The organism is Methylomonas sp. TEB, from assembly GCF_047777895.1.
Lineage (GTDB): Bacteria > Pseudomonadota > Gammaproteobacteria > Methylococcales > Methylomonadaceae > Methylomonas.
Genome location: NZ_CP180476.1, coordinates 797,080 through 813,556, shown reverse-complemented (window position 1 = coordinate 813,556; position 16,477 = coordinate 797,080). Strand labels below are relative to the sequence as shown.

The window sequence follows — 16,477 nt, the reverse complement described above, 5'->3', positions numbered from 1 at the left end:
GGACGATTATGCATAAACTTACCCTCACCGAACTGGCAGCCGGGCTGCGCAGCAAAGCATTCTCCAGCGTAGAACTGACTCAACATTTTCTGGCCCGCACCCACCAGCACCAGAACTTGAACGCATTTATTACCGTGAACGCCGACAATGCCTTGCAACAGGCCCAGGCGGCCGATCAGTTACTGGCTAGCGGCAATGCTGGACCATTGGCCGGCATCCCCATCGCCCAAAAAGATATTTTCTGCACGCTAGGCACTAAAACCAGCTGCGGCTCGAAAATGCTGGATAACTTCATCGCCCCTTACAATGCCACGGTGGTTGAACACTTCAACAGGGCCGGCGCGGTGATGCTAGGCAAATTGAACATGGACGAGTTTGCGATGGGCTCGTCCAACGAAAACAGTTTCTACGGCCCGGTGCGCAACCCTTGGACGACCGATTGCGTCCCCGGTGGCTCGTCCGGCGGCTCGGCGGCGGCTGTCGCGGCGCGTCTGGCGCCTGCGGTAACCGGCACAGACACCGGCGGCTCCATCCGCCAACCGGCGGCACTATGCGGCATCACCGGCTTGAAACCGACTTACGGCCGCGTGTCGCGCTACGGCATGATCGCCTACGCCTCCAGCTTGGATCAGGGCGGCCCGATGGCGCGTAGCGCCGAAGACGCGGCTTTACTTTTGCAGGTGATGGCCGGCTTCGATCCCAAAGATTCGACCAGCGTCGATCAACCCGTACCTGACTATAGCGCCAGCCTGAACGATAGTTTGCAAGGCCTGAAAATCGGTCTGCCGAAACAGTTTTTCAGCGCCGAGCTGGACAGCCAAATAGCCGCCACCATCCACGCCGCGGTTGCCGAATATCAAAAACTGGGCGCGGAAGTCAAAGAAGTGGACACGCCGAATCTACAGTTGGCGATTCCGGCCTATTACGTCATTGCCTCGGCCGAATGCTCGTCCAACCTGTCGCGTTACGATGGCGTGCGTTTTGGTTACCGCTGCCAAAATCCGGCCGATTTGACCGACCTTTACACCCGTTCGCGCGGCGAAGCCTTCGGTGCCGAAGTCAAGCGGCGGATTTTGATGGGCACCTACGCACTATCGGCCGGTTATTACGATGCTTATTATTTGAAAGCCCAGCAAGTGCGCCGCCTGATCAGCGACGATTTCAAACGCGCTTTGAGCGAAGTCGATGTACTGATGGGTCCGGTCACACCAAGCACCGCCTTCAAAATCGGCGAAAAAACCAGCGACCCGATTCAGATGTATCTGGAAGATATTTACACCATTGCCATCAACTTGGCGGGTTTGCCGGCGATGTCGATTCCGGCCGGATTCATGGACGGCAAACCTGTGGGCTTACACGTGATAGGCAATTATTTCAGCGAAGCTAAATTGCTGAATGTCGGCCACCGCTACCAGCAAGCGACCGATTGGCATTTGCAAATACCGAAAGGTTTCGAATAACACGGGAGGCAAGATGGCGCCGATCACGCAATTGTCGCAACTGGACCCCAACGGCACCTATAGCTACGCCGATTATCTGACCTGGCGACTGGAAGAAAGTGTCGAGTTGATCAAGGGCAAAATCATAGCGATGTCGCCGGCGCCTAGCAGGAAACACCAAAGTGTGTCGCTAAATTTATCCGTCAGTTTGGGCAATCATTTCAAGCACAAGCATTGCAATGTGTACGTTGCCCCATTCGACGTCAAACTCTATGATCGGCGTAAATCCCTGCTGCAAGACCGCGAAGTGTTCAGCGTCGTGCAGCCGGATTTGTGCGTCATCTGCGACAAGGAAAAATTGACCGAACAGGGCTGTGACGGCGCGCCGGATTGGATCATCGAGATTTTGTCGCCTGGCAACAGCCAGAGGGAATTAAGGTTGAAATTCCAGTTGTATCAGGAAAGCGCAGTCACTGAATACTGGATCGTGCACCCCTACGAACAAACCCTGTATCAGTTCGTGCTCGACCAAAATCAAAAGTATCAGTTGCACGCCATGCACCCCGGCGACGAAATCGCTACACCCTATTTATTCCCCGACCTGCAAATCGACTTGAACGACGTTTTTGCCGAATAAGCTTTAAAGGAACCACAAATGAACTCACAATGGGAAGCCGTCATTGGCCTGGAAATCCACACCCAACTCTCCACGAAATCGAAAATATTCTCCGGTGCCGCCACCGCTTACGGCGCGGAACCCAATACCCAGGCCTGCGCGGTCGACTTGGGCTTGCCGGGGGTTTTGCCCGTATTGAATAAAGACGCCGTGCGTAAAGCCGTCACCTTTGGCTTGGCGATTGATGCCGAGATTGCCCCGCATTCGGTGTTCGCCCGCAAAAACTATTTTTACCCGGACTTACCGAAAGGCTACCAGATCAGCCAGTTCGAACTGCCTATCGTCGGCAATGGCCATCTGGACATCGAAGTCGATGGTGTCAGCAAACGCATCGGCATCACCCGCGCCCATCTGGAAGAGGACGCCGGCAAATCCCTCCACGAAGATTTTCACGGCCTGACCGGCATCGACTTGAACCGCGCCGGCACACCCCTGCTGGAAATCGTTTCCGAGCCGGACATGCGCTCCGCCAAGGAAGCCGTGGCCTACATGCGCAAACTACACGAACTGGTGCGCTACCTGGAAATCTGCGATGGCAACATGCAGGAAGGCTCGTTTCGCTGCGACGCCAACGTCTCGGTGCGCCCGAAAGGCCAAGCCGAATTCGGCACCCGTGCAGAAATCAAGAACATCAACTCCTTCAAATTCGTTGAAAAAGCCATCAATCACGAAATCGAGCGGCAGATCGATGTGATCGAAGGCGGCGGCAAAGTGGTTCAGGAAACCCGCCTCTACGACGCCAACAAGGACGAAACCCGCTCGATGCGCAGCAAGGAAGAAGCCAACGATTACCGTTACTTCCCCGATCCAGACTTGCTGCCGGTATTGATCGAAGAAGCGTTGAAAGCCGAAATTCGCGCCTCGCTACCAGAACTGCCGGATGCCAAGAAACAGCGTTTCATCGAGCAATACGCCCTGGATAACGAAAGCGCTACTACCTTGACGTCGTCGCGCGAATTGGCCGACTTTTACGAAACAGTCGTCAAAGCCTCGGGCGACGAAGCCAAGCTGGCCGGCAACTGGCTGACCGGCGACGTGTTGGGCGCATTGAACAAAGCCGGATTAGAAATCGGCGATTGCCCGGTCAATGCCGAGCGCCTGGCCGGCCTGCTCAAACGCATTGCCGACAACACCATTTCCGGCAAAACCGCCAAACAGGTATTCGATAAGCTCTGGAACAGCACCGACAGCGCCGACGAAATCATCGAAAAAGAAGGCTTGAAGCAGATCACCGACAGCGGTGCGATAGAAGCCATCGTCGATAAAGTGATAGCCGCCAACCCGGTGCCAGTCGAGCAATATCGGGCCGGCAAGGACAAAGCGTTGATGGCTTTGGTCGGGCAGATCATGAAAGAAACCCAAGGCAAGGCCAACCCGGGTGAAGTGAACAAGATGTTGATTGCCAAGCTGAAAAGCTAAGGCCGGCGCCTCCCGGAGCATCGCTGAATTAATCTTCATCCCCGTGCAGGCGGGGATTCGGAATTTTGACTTTTCTGGGTTCCCGCCTACACGGGAACAACGGGAGCGGCTCCGAAAAACTTAGACCGTTCCGTCGATTGAACTCGGTACGTACAGAATTTCCGGCAATACCAATTCCCAATGCTCGCAACGCAGACTTTCGGTATCGCCGGCGGTTTTATGCCTTACCGAAAAGGCGGCAACCCGCACCGCCACTATCCTACCTGCTGGCGGCATAAAAGCCTTGGCCATCCGCGTGACGGCCATGCCGTTTAAATCGGCAAGTTCCCAGCCGCTTTGCCCATCGCTTCTGGTTCGCAATATCAACTCGCTACCAAGCTCCAATGCCGCAATCGCCCGATGAATAGGCTTATCCGGCCCATAGTATCCCGGCCAATCAAGCCAAACTTGTTCAAGGTTAGCCACCCAAGTACGTTGACCCAGCACTGGAAATTCTCGACCGAATTGCGGTTGGGTTTTAACGCAAAGCGCCTCGCAGTCCCGGATAAAAGCATGCCGCCCGCCCAGCTTGACGCACAAAGTCAGGGTTTTGCGAGCACGGGTCATCGCCACGTAAAACAGCCGTCGCTCGTCATCGCTGCTGTGCTGCCAGCCGCCGCCGTCCAGAATCAGCACATGGTCAAACTCCAAACCCTTGGCTCGATGCGCTGTCAATAACAGTAATGGGGCGTGCCGGCTATCGTTTGCCCCGGACTGGCTACCGGAACCGAATTCGTAAAGCGCTTCGACAACGTTGCTAACCACATGCTGACAACCCGGAGCGACCGCCTCGGAGGCAATGATGAATTGCGCCAGCATGGCTCGATAAGGATGTTCGATCAGCTCATCGACTGATTGCCGGTAGCGGCGCTTAAACCAGCGCGACAAGGTTCCGTAGCGCAGCAATACTCTGGATTTACCGGACTTGCTCCGCAGCTTGTTCAACAAAGCCAGTAAGCTGTGGCCTTCCCTTGTGCCGTGCAAATTCAGCAAAGCACTGTCACGCAGCAGCCTCACCGGGATCCCTTGTAGACGACATAATTCGGCCAGAGGCTCCAATGTTTCCCAATGTCTGGCAATCACCGCAAACCGGCCCCAATGGCTGACTTGGCCCGCGTTTGCCAAATGATTCAGCCGCACCAGCTCGGCCAACGCCACTTCGACTTCCCCATTGATTAGCCCCGGCGTTTCCAGGATATGTACCCGGCCTTGCGTCAAACTATCCAGTTCGGCAAATTCGCCGCCGTCCGCCGCATCCCGGCGCGCGTAATTAATTTGGATAGCGTGCTGCGTTTTCATCCGCTCCCGAGCCGGCGCAATCACCCGGTTTGCACAATGGATGATCTGCACGGTGGACCGATAATTTTCAGTCAAATAGTAGGTTTTGGCCTGATAGTCCGTGGCAAACTGTTTAATGAAGCGCACATTGGCACCGTCAAAGGCATAAATATTTTGGTCATCGTCGCCCACCGCCAACAACGACAATTTGTCTTCCTCGCTGTTGATCGCCCGACCGGCCAGCGCGCTAATCAGCTGGTAATGGTCGGCATTGATGTCCTGATATTCATCCACCAGCAAATAGCGCAAACCGGACAACAAGCGGTCGCGTTGGATACCCGGCCCCAGCTCGTCGCCCTGCTCCGCTTGTTTTAAAAGCGCGGTGGCGTTTTTGATAACGGCAGAAAAATCGACCGTCTCGCCATGCTCGGCGGCTACCGCGTAACTGGTGCCGGTCAGCCGCATCGCCAGGCTGTGCAGGGTTTGCACGGTCACCCCGGCCGCATCGGCGCCGATTAGGGCCCACAAACGCTTACGGATTTCGACGGCAGCCGAGCGGTTATAGCTCAACACCATAATGTCTTCCGGCAACACCATGCATTCCCGCAGCAACCAGGCCACCCGGTGCACAATCACCTTGGTCTTGCCGGAGCCGGGGCCGGCCAATACCAATTGACTGCCTTCCGGCGGCGCGGCGACGATGGCCTGTTGCTCGGGGTTTTGCAAGTCTGTGAGGATGCGCCTATGCGCGGCTTCGGTGGTCGCCATTTCCAGAATATCCTGGCGACCGGCGAAATAGCGGCGCACGAATTCGTGTCTATCCATGCCAAAGTAATCGACGATAAACGCCATCGCCGCCTGAATCTTACCCAGCGCCAGCCGGGCGTATTCGGCCATCACATGCACCTGGATAATCTTGTCCTTGTAATGCAAAGCCAGTTCGGCGTAGTCGGACTTTTTAAACTGCCGGCGCCGGGCTTCGGCATTCAGCTGAATGCTCATCGCCGCGCGGAACACCGCCTTGCCGCGCGCCAGATGCAAAACTTCGTTGCTGTCCAGATAAATCAGCGCCGCCGCCAAGGCCAGTTGCCAATCCCGCACATCCAGATACTGCAAAGTCAGATCGGCTTGCAAAGCCGCTTCCAAATCGCCCTGCTTGCAAGTGACCAGCAGATTATTGCCCTGGCGCTTTGCTAGAAAGTAATTCAGCAACGCCTGAGCCAGCCGCATGCGTTTGTGGCGGATGGTGTCGATGTCCTGCCAGCTGCGCAGCAATTTCAGATAGCGATTATCCTGTCCGGCCGGACGCAACGCGAAAAAACCGCGCAGGCCGGTGCCATCGCCAAAGGCTTCGGCGAACGACTTCATCAAACGGGTCAATTTGTCCGGCGTCAATTCCACGCCAGCCTCGCGGCGTAAGCTGTCACATAGCCGGCGCACGTTCAAAATTTGCCATTGCTCGCGATCCGCATCCGGCGCGGCCTCGCGCAGACTGGCAATCAAGGCGTCTTCCAGCTTGCGCAAGTCTTCCAGCCTGTCGGCGGTATCGGGGTCTCGGTACAGAGTCACGCCGATTTCGGTATCGTTGGATACCAGTTTGCAACGATCCAGCTCCCGCAACATGCTCTGCACTTCGTGGGAGTTGCGACCGGTCGCCAGCATCAAGTCGTCGGTGCTGATGCCTTCGTCATCTTCGCTATAAAACAATTGCGACAGCAGCACGATGTACGGCTCGATGTCGGCGTCCGGCCCCAGTTTTTTCTGCAGCAAGACTCGGGCTTCATCGATACTGGCCACTTGCAAGCTGCCCGGAAACACCCGGGTATGGTTTTCCTGGCGTTCCAGCAGACGCGCTTCTTCCAGCCAGGCCACGGCGATGCGGACCTTAGTGTCGGCATCGGCGGCGTCGGGATCGATGCCGTGCTTATCCGGAATTTCCAACAAAATTTCGCCACTGGTGACCACCACCGAACCTTCGCTACGATCCTTGCGTTCAATCCCGCGCAAGGCTTTTAGAATGGCGGCAATATCATGTTGCGTCAGCCTGGAATTGCGCAACAGCCGGAACTGCACATCCAGATCGGCATCGTCATACAACAACACACAGCGCGCCAGATCTTGATCGCGCCCTGCCCGGCCGGCTTCCTGGAGATAATTTTCCAAGGAACCCGGCGTATCCAAATGGATCACCAGCCGCACATCGGCTTTATCCACACCCATACCAAAGGCATTGGTGGCGGCGATCACCCGCAGCTCGCCGGCGATAAAGGCTTCCTGCACCTGGCGCTTTTGCTCGGGCTGCATGCCGCCGTGAAAGTAGCCGCAATCCAGGCCGGCCTGTTTCAAAAATTCCGCCATTTCCTCCACGGTCTTCTGCCGGGCGCAAAACACGATGGCGCCGCCCTCATCGCGCAAGCTTTGTTCCAGCAAACGCAGCACTTCCGGATATTTGGCTTGGGCAGGCACCGCATGCACTTCGTACAACAGGTTTTCCCGACTGACGCCGCCGCTCAAGCACGCCAATGTGATCCCCAGGCGCTTGCGAAAATGCTCGACAATGTCTTGCACCACATCCGGCTTGGCGGTGGCGGTAAAACAAAACACCGGCGACGGCTTGTCCTTTTGCCGGGCCTTGATAAAGCGCGACACGTACAAATAATCCGGACGAAAATCGTGGCCCCATTTGGACAGGCAATGCGCCTCGTCGAACACCCAGGCGCCGACTTCCCGATGCAGCAAGGCCTTGGCAAATGCGCTACTGCGAAATTGTTCCGGCGCGACAAAGATCAGACCCAAATCGCCCAGCCGCAACTTATCCAGCATCACCTGCCGCTCCATGGGGTTGAGCAAACTGTTGATGTAACCGGCGCAAGTGATGCCGCGCGCTTCCAGGTTATCGACCTGATCCTTCATCAAGGATTGCAGCGGCGAGATGATCACCGTCAGACTACCGTTGCGGTAAAACCGCGCCAGCGCCGGCAATTGGTAACACAGCGATTTGCCGCCACCGGTCGGTAAAATCGCCAGCGTCGGCGTGCCGGCAAAGCCGTGTTCGACGATAGTCTGTTGCAGGGACTTGCCATCCTCGGTAGTCGGCGTCGGCCTAAACTGCGTGATGCCCGGAAAATAGCGCGGCAACAGTTGCGACAGATCGTGTTGTTCACTGCACCAATCACATTCGGCGTCACCGCACGGCACATCGCGCAAGGAGGCGATCAACTCTCTGGTTTTTGGAAAGGCCAAACTCACCCAAGGCGGCAGTACGGAATTGCCGCCCGAAACCCGCAACCAGGCCAGTACGTAAGCCAGCGGCTTGTGCCAATCCGGCTCCGGCAAATAGTCGTTGACGATGTGTTGCTGTCCGGTGCGGCATACCTTGCCGTCGGTAGCGCGTCGCCAGGCCGCTTGCGCATCGCTCAACGCCGGCCTTAGCGCCGCGCGCAAGGTCGCGAAGAAATTCGCCACACCCTTGCCATTTTCCGGCGCCAATAAAAAATGCAGGCAAAGCGCCTCGTCCGGATACTCCGCCACCCGCTGCCGCAAGGCCTCGGCCTGATCCAGAAACAGCTCGTAAGCCAATTCCGCGTCGCGAACCGGATCGTTGCGGGTGGTGGTGCAGAGTTTGTAGTCCTTCACCAGGCGGTGATAAAGATTCTGCGGAAAGGCCACCGGCGACAGCTCCAGCGTATCGACCAAAGGCAAGCGGTGCAAAGCAAGATCGGGATGCAACACGGATAAAGCCGGCTGATCGAAGGCAATCACGTTATGCCCCAACACAAACGCCGCGCCTTCGCTGATGTGATCCAGCTTTTGTGTCAGATCGGCAGCCTTGCCGGATAAACGCAAACGGGCATCGGTGTCCGGTCGATACGCGCCAATCTCCCGCAGCTTTAGGCTATCCTGCCGGGCGGTTTCAATGTCGATGCACAGGCATTTGGCTCGGATTCTGTCGGGTGGTTGAGCCATTGTGTCGGGGAATGGGGATGAACGTGGATGTTTAGGTTAGCGACGCTTTGTGCTATTCGGCCGACCCGCTATCCGCGAAGCTATAGGGGCCGGGGGAAATGGAGCTTAACCATAGCGCAACAAACGGGTCTTGCCTAGGTTAGCTTGACCAAGCGCACTGACATCCTGCCTTTTCCAGGATTTTTTCCCAATAAGGAGGGTGTAGACGGCTTACTTTAACCAGACAAATTCGAAATGACACCTCTTATTTTGTACTACAGCCTCCCTAAAAGTAGTTTGCCGCCATCGAAAGCGTGGCTCTTGGTCTCGCCGGTTAAACGACTCCGTGCTGCAACACCAGGGAAGCCATCAAAAATACCAAGCTCACCAACACGATGGCGAAAGACTGATTGCTACTGCGTCTGGCACTTGCAAGCTGGTTTTGCAGGGCATGATTTGTAATCACTTCGCCCTGATCGTAAAGCGCAAATATACTGTTCAATGTCCCCGTGGCGGTGTCAAAGAAAGCCGCCGGATCAATCGCCGGATTATCCGCGGTCAGCAATTTTTGCTCGATATGACTAATAAAACCGGTGATGTGAACATAAACCGCAGCCGAAGCCTGTTGAAAGCTGTTATCGACAACCATGGACATGTTAGCGTTACCCATGCCGGCTTCAACCCGTTCGATGGCCTGACGGATGCGGGTAATCAGAAAACCCAGCTTAATCCTATCGGTGATCCGGCAGCGGCCGGCCGCAGCGATACCGGTGCCGATAGCCCGCGCCTGACCTATTGCCTCAGCGGTATCCGGCAAGAGATGCCACAGAATTTCTATAAAGCTGAACGGACAAATACTTTCCTGGTGTAATTGGCTATGCTCCGCTATATCTCGAATCAAATTGAGAATAGTGCCGGCCAATAAACAGTGTCGTTCAAAACTTGCTTCCCTGGTCAGATGCAGTACGGAAGGGTGTAGTTGTTTCCAGGCTTCGCGGATGTCAACGAACGACTGAAACGATTCCGGCGACCGCTTGAACTGCCCGGAGAGCTGATCTAGCTGCCGATCAATGTCGGATTGCAAGGCTGTGATTTTGTATTTAAAACTCAGATCGCCGTTCAAATAAGCGCTCACCATGCCGCGATGTTGTTGTATCTGCGTCAATAGGCTTTTCAAAGCGCCGGTAATTTCCAGGTAATGCAGTTGCCCACGAAGATGGTCGAGGCGCGTCTGGCGATTTTTGTAGCACATAAATGCCGCCGTACTGGCGATCACCGCGACCAATAAAAACAATACTGAAACATAATCGGGCACGTCTAATTCCCCTTTTTTATTGATTAGTGAGCGACGATTTGCGCCAATTTAGCCAAATGCCTGGCTATTTCAGCTGATTCCTGGGCCGCGTTGCTGTTTTGTTCAACGCTGTGCGCAATCGTCTCGATGTTGCGGCCGATCTCCTGGCTTACCTGGGTTTGCTGTTCGGCGCTGGTTGCTATCATCGTTACGTTATTCAAGGCTTGATCCGCATACTGCCGAATCTCGGCCAGCGATTGCTCAACTTGGAAAGCTTTGTTAATGCCTTGTTCCGTTTGATCCCGAGTGGCGGCGATGGATTGAACGGCTAGATGAATTTTTTCCCGGACGGCTTCAGTGGTACCGGTTATTTCCTCAGCAGACTGTCGCACCCGTTTTGCCAGCGAGCGTACTTCGTCGGCTACCACGGCAAAGCCGCGACCGTATTCTCCGGCTCGCGCCGCTTCTATCGCCGCATTTAGAGCCAGGAGATTGGTCTGATCGGAAATGGCCTTAATCACTTCCGAGATACTGGCAACCTGTTGGGAATGTAACTCCAGATTTTGCATCAATTGAGCCAGGTCCTGAATCTCGCCAAACAGCGCGTTCATATCGGCGATAAAGCTTTCGATGGCCCGATGGCCTTGCTGGGAAAGCTGCTGCGTGGTCGACGATATTTTTTCAGCATCCCGGCATTGCCCCGCCACGCCCATGATACTGGCCGACATTTGTTCGATGGCCGCCGCCATCATCGTGGTTCTTTCGCGTTGGTTATCGAGTTTTTCGGCGACGAAACCGGCACCCTGGTTGAGTTGGTCGGCGGCATAAGTCACCTCTTGAATGGACGCATGCACATCGCCTATGCGCCGGCCCAGGGCTTTGGCGGTTTCGTTAAAACCGCTATATAACTGTGACAGCTCGTCCTGACCGGTAAGCTGTAGTCGCATATTAAAGTTGCCAAGCTCTAACTGCCTATGTGCGCCGATCAATGCCGCAATCGCACCCGATAGGGACGAATATAATGCTGACAACACCAGTATCCAAGCCAGATTCGCGGATACAATCACCAACCATTGCGGCCCGGAAATTGACACGCCCGCATCGACGAACATAGCCAAGGGCAGCACACTTGCCAATACAATTAGCGTCAATATCAGCGCAAATTTATTTTTTAGCTTGAAGCGACCGAGAAACGAGTTAACCAACAATACGGACATTTTGATGCGCCTTCAGTTTAGACATGCCGATCTGCCAGCAATTTTCTCGCCAGTAATATTGTCCGATACCTCCTAAGCCAAATAAGGGTGCGACGCACCAAAAGGACGAACTTCCCGTTGGAGTTCACAAAAATACGCACCAAGTTGACTCAAACCCAAGAGCGAATTAATTAGTACCCGATGCAGAAACCAACAGGCAATAAAAAAGCCCAACTGAGACCAGTTAGGCTTTGATAATTTGGTGGGTGGGGACTATTTATTAAGCTCTGCAGGCATTGTTTTACATAAAAATTATAAGAACCGCATTTCTTCATGCCCCCAATATTGAAGATTACTATTACTCTTTCCAATTTTCAGCAGACAACGGTAATTCATTCAACTCGGCTCGCGCTTCCTGCCAATTAGGGTAATAACCACTCAAAATGGTTAGGAAGCGCTCATTATGGGTAGGCTCCAATAAATGCACCATTTCGTGCAAAACAACATAATCCAACAAGTGCTTAGGCTTTTTGACCAATTCGGTGTTTAAACGGATATTACGCGCTCGCGGATTGCAACTGCCCCATTTAGTTTTCATACGTTGCAAAAAATAGTGCGCCACTTCGACCCCCAGCTTTACTTGCCATTTGGCAATCAATGGGGGGATGGCTTGATGCAACAATACCTTGTGCCATTCGTGAATCAGCTCTGCACGATTTTCTAATGCACTGTCTGCCGGTAGGTACAGCGTAATCCGCCGATGATCGACCTTCACAAACGGCTTGCCGCCACGTTCGATGATGGTCAACAAATGCCGCCGTCCCCAAAGATAGTGGGTCTCGCGCTCGACAAACTGCCTGGGCATCTCCCTGGCCTGATTACGCAGTTTGGCCTGCTGATCGCGTATCCAACCCAACTTTGAGATGGCATAGGCTCTGGCCACTTCCAAACGGGTTTCCAGCGGCGCGGCCAAGGTGACGCGGCCTTCCGGCGGATGCACAGACAAATGCACGTTCTTGATGGCCTTGCGGGTAACAGCGATACTTATGTCGCCAAGCTCGATTGTTTCCGACATCAATATCCCGGCTGGTTCTTGATGATCTCGAATAGGGCCAGCGTGGCATTCGGGTTCTTGTTCAGCATTGGGTACAAGAAATTCTGAACGACGCGCTCTTTGGTTTCATCACCCTTCCAGCCCGCCGGCGCTTGCTCGCGCATGGCATGATCAATTTTTAGCGCCAGTTGCGCACGCTCATCGCTATAGTCGGTCGTGGGTTCCTGCACCTGTGACGTCGGCGTGGCCTCGGGCATCAGGTCTACCAGATTGTTGTAAATGACGATGGCCTCGTGCCTGCCATGCAACATGGCGGGAATGCCGGCCTCGGGTTGTTTTGCCGCCAAGCGTTTGACCAGCTCTTCAGCCTTGCGCAAAAACGCCTCATAAGCGGCGGTATCCGCTCGGCTTTGCTTGATCAGATCGTCGAGCAGCTTGGACATTTGCGCGTAGAACCTGGGGTCGGTGAGCTGGTCGCGGATGATGGTCTTGCGGACGTTGTTGATAATCCCCTCGGCGATAGCGTTCTTCGACAACTTGCCTTTCTGGTTCAGTTTCTTGGCAATGGCATCGTGGATACCGGTCTTGATGATCAGCTCGGTCAGCGACATTTCACCCAGTTCCCCTAATTCCTCCGCCGGGTCGGCCTGGATGTAAGTATTGATCAGGTGGCGCATGTCAGCCTCGTAAGGCTTGATGTCCAGCTCTTCACCCGAGTGCTTCTTAATGGCGGCCCTAATCTCGGCGTAGAATTCCACTGCCTTTTTCAATGCCTCGACCTCAGCCTCGGAATAACCCGCCTCGGTCAGTTCCTGGGCAATGTCAGCGTAGGCACGCGCAAAGATCGCCACCGTCTTGTAGAACGTCACCCGCAATGCTTCCGTTTCGGTTAGCGCGTTTGGGTTGGCGGCATCGCCGCAGAAATAATGTAGGTAGTGTTCGACTTCTCGCGGCGGCAGTACCGGTTCGCACAGGTAGTGCAGTGCTTGACGGGCATCGTCCAGTTGCCTCTTGCCTTCTTCCAGCCAGTTTTTCAGGCGCACGTTGTTTTCGGCCTCGCTACTGCCCTGGTCGATGTCCAGTTCGTCGGAACTGTACACCGCGATGGCTTGTTGCACGTCACCAAAGAGTTTTTTGAAGTCGACGATGTGGCCGTAGTCCTTGTCGTCGCCATCCAGCCGATTGGTGCGGCAGATCGCCTGGAATAGGTTGTGGTCGCGCAATTCGTTGTCGAGATAGATGTAGGTGCAGCTGGGTGCATCGAAGCCGGTCAGCAGCTTGCTAACCACGATCAGCAATTTAAGATTGGCCGGCTCGTCGATGAAGCGGCGCTTCATCTCCGTTTCGTATTTCTCGGTGGTCGGAAAATCCTTCAATACCAACTGACTATAGGTATCAAACTTATAGCGTTCATCGCTGTTGGCGGGTTCTTTCGAGATGGCATTGGCATTCGGTTCGTACGACGTAATGATGCCGCAGTAGGGGCCAAACTGGGTATTTCTGAACAGCCGGAAATAATGACAAGCATCGTAAATGGAGGCGGCCACCAGAATAGCGGTGCCGCGGTCGTTATTCAGTCTCGGTTTAAGAGCGAAATCGGAGATAATTTCAGCGACCACCTCGCGTTTACGGCCTTCGGCGCTCATCAACTCTTCCATCGTCGCCCAGCGTTTACGCAGAGCCGCCTTCTGAAAGTTGTTGAGATTTTGGGTTTTCCGCTCGAACCACTCGTCGATTTTTTTCTGCGAGGTCAGCCGTTCGGGCACGTCGCGGGCCTCGTATTTCAAATCCAGCACCACTTTATCGGCCACCGCCTGATGAAACTTGTAGGTATGGATATAGGTGCCGAACACGTCCCGCGTCATCTGCTTGTCCTTGCGCAGCAGCGGCGTGCCGGTAAAACCGATGAAGATCGCGCTCTCCAGCCAGCGCTTCATCTGCTTGTTCATGTCGCCGCCCTGAGTGCGGTGGCATTCGTCCACAAACACATAAAATCGCCCTGCCACCTTCGGCGGCGCGCCTTTCAGATCAGACACGTCGAACTTATGGATCAACGCGCACAGTAAACGCGGCGTAGTCGCGGCCAGTTTATTAACGAAATCGGCCCGCGAGGTGATGCGCGGCGACGCTGAGTTTTCGCCAATCACCCCGGCATTGCGCATGACGCCGACAATCTGCTTGTCCAGCTCGTCGCGGTCGGTGATCACCAAAATGCGCGCATCGGGATCGTGTTCCAGCAACCACTTGGCGATCAGCACCATCAAAATGCTCTTGCCGCTGCCCTGGGTATGCCAGATGACGCCACCCTCCCGCTTGGCGATACGTTCCTGCGCGGCTTTTACACCGAAAAACTGATGCTGGCGCGGCACCTTTTTTTGGCCGGCGTCGAAGATGATGAAATTGCGAAGCAAATCGAGCAGCCTGGCCTTGCCGCACAACTGCGCCAGAGGTCGATCCAGCAATGCGCCGGCAAGCGGCGCGGTGCCCGCTTCGGCAGGCGTTTGATCCTTCCACTCCACGAAGAATTGTTCGGGTGTGCCGGTGGTGCCGTAACGCAGCCCTTGCGCATCGCTGCCGGCCAAGACTATCTGCACCGTGCTGAAAAAGCCTTGATTGAAAATGGCATCCTGATTGGTGATGAGCTGGCGTATGCCGTCCGCCACATCCACCGAACTGCGCTTTAACTCGATCACCGCGATGGCGATACCGTTGATATACAGCACAATGTCCGGCCGCCGCTCATAACCGCCTTTCAGCGTCACTTCCTCGGCCAGCGCAAAGTCGTTTCGCTCGGGACGCTCCCAATCGATCAAATGTACCGTCTCGTGCACCTGACCGGCGGCGATTTGCACCGGAATACCGTAGCGCAATAACTGATAGGTGCGAAGATTGGCTTGATAAAGCGTGATGCCGCTGACGTCGGCAGCAGTGTCCAGTTTTTGCAAAGCAGCACTGATGTGGGCGGCGGAATAGCCGCGTGCCATCAGGTTATCGCGAAGCAGTGCGGTTTCGATAGGGCGATTGTTCTGGCGTTTACTCCATTCGCCAAGATAGCGGTAACCCAGGCAATTGAGCTGTGACGGATCGGTGAACAGACTGACGATTCGGTTTTGAGTGTTACGTTCGGAGCGGGTGTTTTGATCCATTATTCCTTTATCTCCCAATGCCCACCTTTTTGCGGGCCCACATAGCGCAAACGCTCTTGCTCTCGAAGTTTGCGAGCGGCGCGTTCCACAGCGCTGGTCGATTTACCCAAACGAACAGCAACCTCCGCCAGGGTTAAAGTCGGCTGCTCCCGCAGCAGGGCTAAAATCTGTTCTGGAGTTTTCACCGGCGTTTTAACCAGCGTTTTAACCGGCGTTTCGCTGGTGATCGCTTGTTGCAGAGCTTCGCCGATCGCATCAAGCATAAACAGGATGAAATCACTGCAATCGGTGGCTTGATCGGCCTCGCCCAGCACACGGTAGTAATCATCCTGCCGGCTTTTAATCACCGTCTCGACCGGCAAATAAGCCAAAATCGATTGCCAACGGCTCAGTATCAGCGTTTGCCACAAGCGGCCCATGCGTCCATTACCGTCGCTAAAAGGATGAATAAATTCCAGTTCATAATGCAAAGCGGACGAAGCAATCAGCGGATGGGCATCGCTGTGAGCCAGCCAATCCAGTAGATCATTCATCAGGCGGGTTAACTGACTGGGTGGCGGCGCCATATGCACCAGTCGCTGACCTTGATAAATGCCGACTCCACCTTCACGCAAACAGCCTGCGTCGTCGGCCAAGCCTCGCAACAACAAGCCATGGGCGGCTAACAGATCATCCAGCCTATCCGGGCGCCAATCGGGAAGCGCCTCATAGGCGGCAAAGGCATTCTTCACCTCCTGAATTTCTCGCGGCAATCCCAGCACGGTTTTACCGGCCAGCACGGCCGTCACCTGTTCCACCGACAGTGTGTTCTGTTCGATAGCCAACGATGCTTGAATGGTGCGAATACGGTTCCCCCGCCGCAGTTGCGGCGCCAGAGTGTCCTGGCCTGCCTGTTTCCAGCGCCCCAGTAACTCGGCGATCTCCGCCACTTTGGCAAGCATGGTATGACTGAGCTGGAACGGAGGCTGATAGCTACTCATACTAACGGTAG

Annotated in this window: 9 protein-coding genes; 3 read left to right on the top strand and 6 right to left on the bottom strand. The window is 55.0% G+C overall.

Annotated elements, in window-relative coordinates:
- Positions 1–8 precede the first annotated feature (8 nt).
- From gatA to gatB, 3 genes are read left to right on the top strand one after another with little or no spacing between them, the layout of a single operon-like run.
- Positions 9–1,460 (top strand): Asp-tRNA(Asn)/Glu-tRNA(Gln) amidotransferase subunit GatA, encoded by a 1,452-nt coding sequence (gene gatA / locus ACMXD4_RS03675; RefSeq protein WP_415879894.1) that lies wholly within the window; start codon positions 9–11, stop codon positions 1,458–1,460.
- A 13-nt stretch (positions 1,461–1,473) separates the two neighbouring features.
- Positions 1,474–2,076 (top strand): Uma2 family endonuclease, encoded by a 603-nt coding sequence (locus ACMXD4_RS03670; protein ID WP_415879893.1) that lies wholly within the window; start codon positions 1,474–1,476, stop codon positions 2,074–2,076.
- 18 nt (positions 2,077–2,094) lie between these two features.
- Entirely contained in the window at positions 2,095–3,534 is a 1,440-nt protein-coding gene (gatB, locus tag ACMXD4_RS03665; RefSeq protein ID WP_415879892.1) for an Asp-tRNA(Asn)/Glu-tRNA(Gln) amidotransferase subunit GatB, read from the top strand.
- Between the two features lie 120 nt (positions 3,535–3,654).
- On the opposite strand, the gene ACMXD4_RS03660 is transcribed toward gatB, so the two are convergent.
- From ACMXD4_RS03660 to ACMXD4_RS03635, 6 genes are all read right to left on the bottom strand, one after another.
- On the bottom strand, positions 3,655–8,817 hold the full coding sequence (locus ACMXD4_RS03660) for a RecQ family ATP-dependent DNA helicase (RefSeq protein ID WP_415879891.1): 5,163 nt from the start codon (positions 8,815–8,817) through the stop codon (positions 3,655–3,657).
- Positions 8,818–9,130: 313 nt separating this feature from the next.
- Positions 9,131–10,111 carry a nitrate- and nitrite sensing domain-containing protein gene (locus ACMXD4_RS03655; RefSeq protein ID WP_415879890.1) on the bottom strand — a complete coding sequence of 327 codons (981 nt, stop codon included), beginning with the start codon at positions 10,109–10,111 and terminating at the stop codon, positions 9,131–9,133.
- Positions 10,112–10,134: 23 nt separating this feature from the next.
- The gene (locus ACMXD4_RS03650) at positions 10,135–11,307 is read right to left on the bottom strand and encodes a methyl-accepting chemotaxis protein (protein WP_415879889.1); all 1,173 of its coding nucleotides are present in this window, start codon (positions 11,305–11,307) and stop codon (positions 10,135–10,137) included.
- Positions 11,308–11,644: 337 nt separating this feature from the next.
- Positions 11,645–12,361, bottom strand: coding sequence for a M48 family metallopeptidase (locus ACMXD4_RS03645; protein WP_415879888.1), 717 nt, complete (start codon positions 12,359–12,361; stop codon positions 11,645–11,647).
- Positions 12,361–15,486: a type I restriction endonuclease subunit R gene (locus tag ACMXD4_RS03640; protein WP_415879887.1), complete on the bottom strand. Its 3,126-nt coding sequence runs from the start codon at positions 15,484–15,486 to the stop codon at positions 12,361–12,363. Before ACMXD4_RS03640 ends, ACMXD4_RS03645 begins: the two co-directional genes overlap by 1 nt.
- Complete coding sequence (locus ACMXD4_RS03635; protein ID WP_171696567.1) at positions 15,486–16,466, bottom strand: Fic family protein; 981 nt, start codon at positions 16,464–16,466, stop codon at positions 15,486–15,488. The genes ACMXD4_RS03640 and ACMXD4_RS03635 overlap by 1 nt, the downstream gene beginning before the upstream one ends.
- Positions 16,467–16,477: the final 11 nt, after the last annotated feature.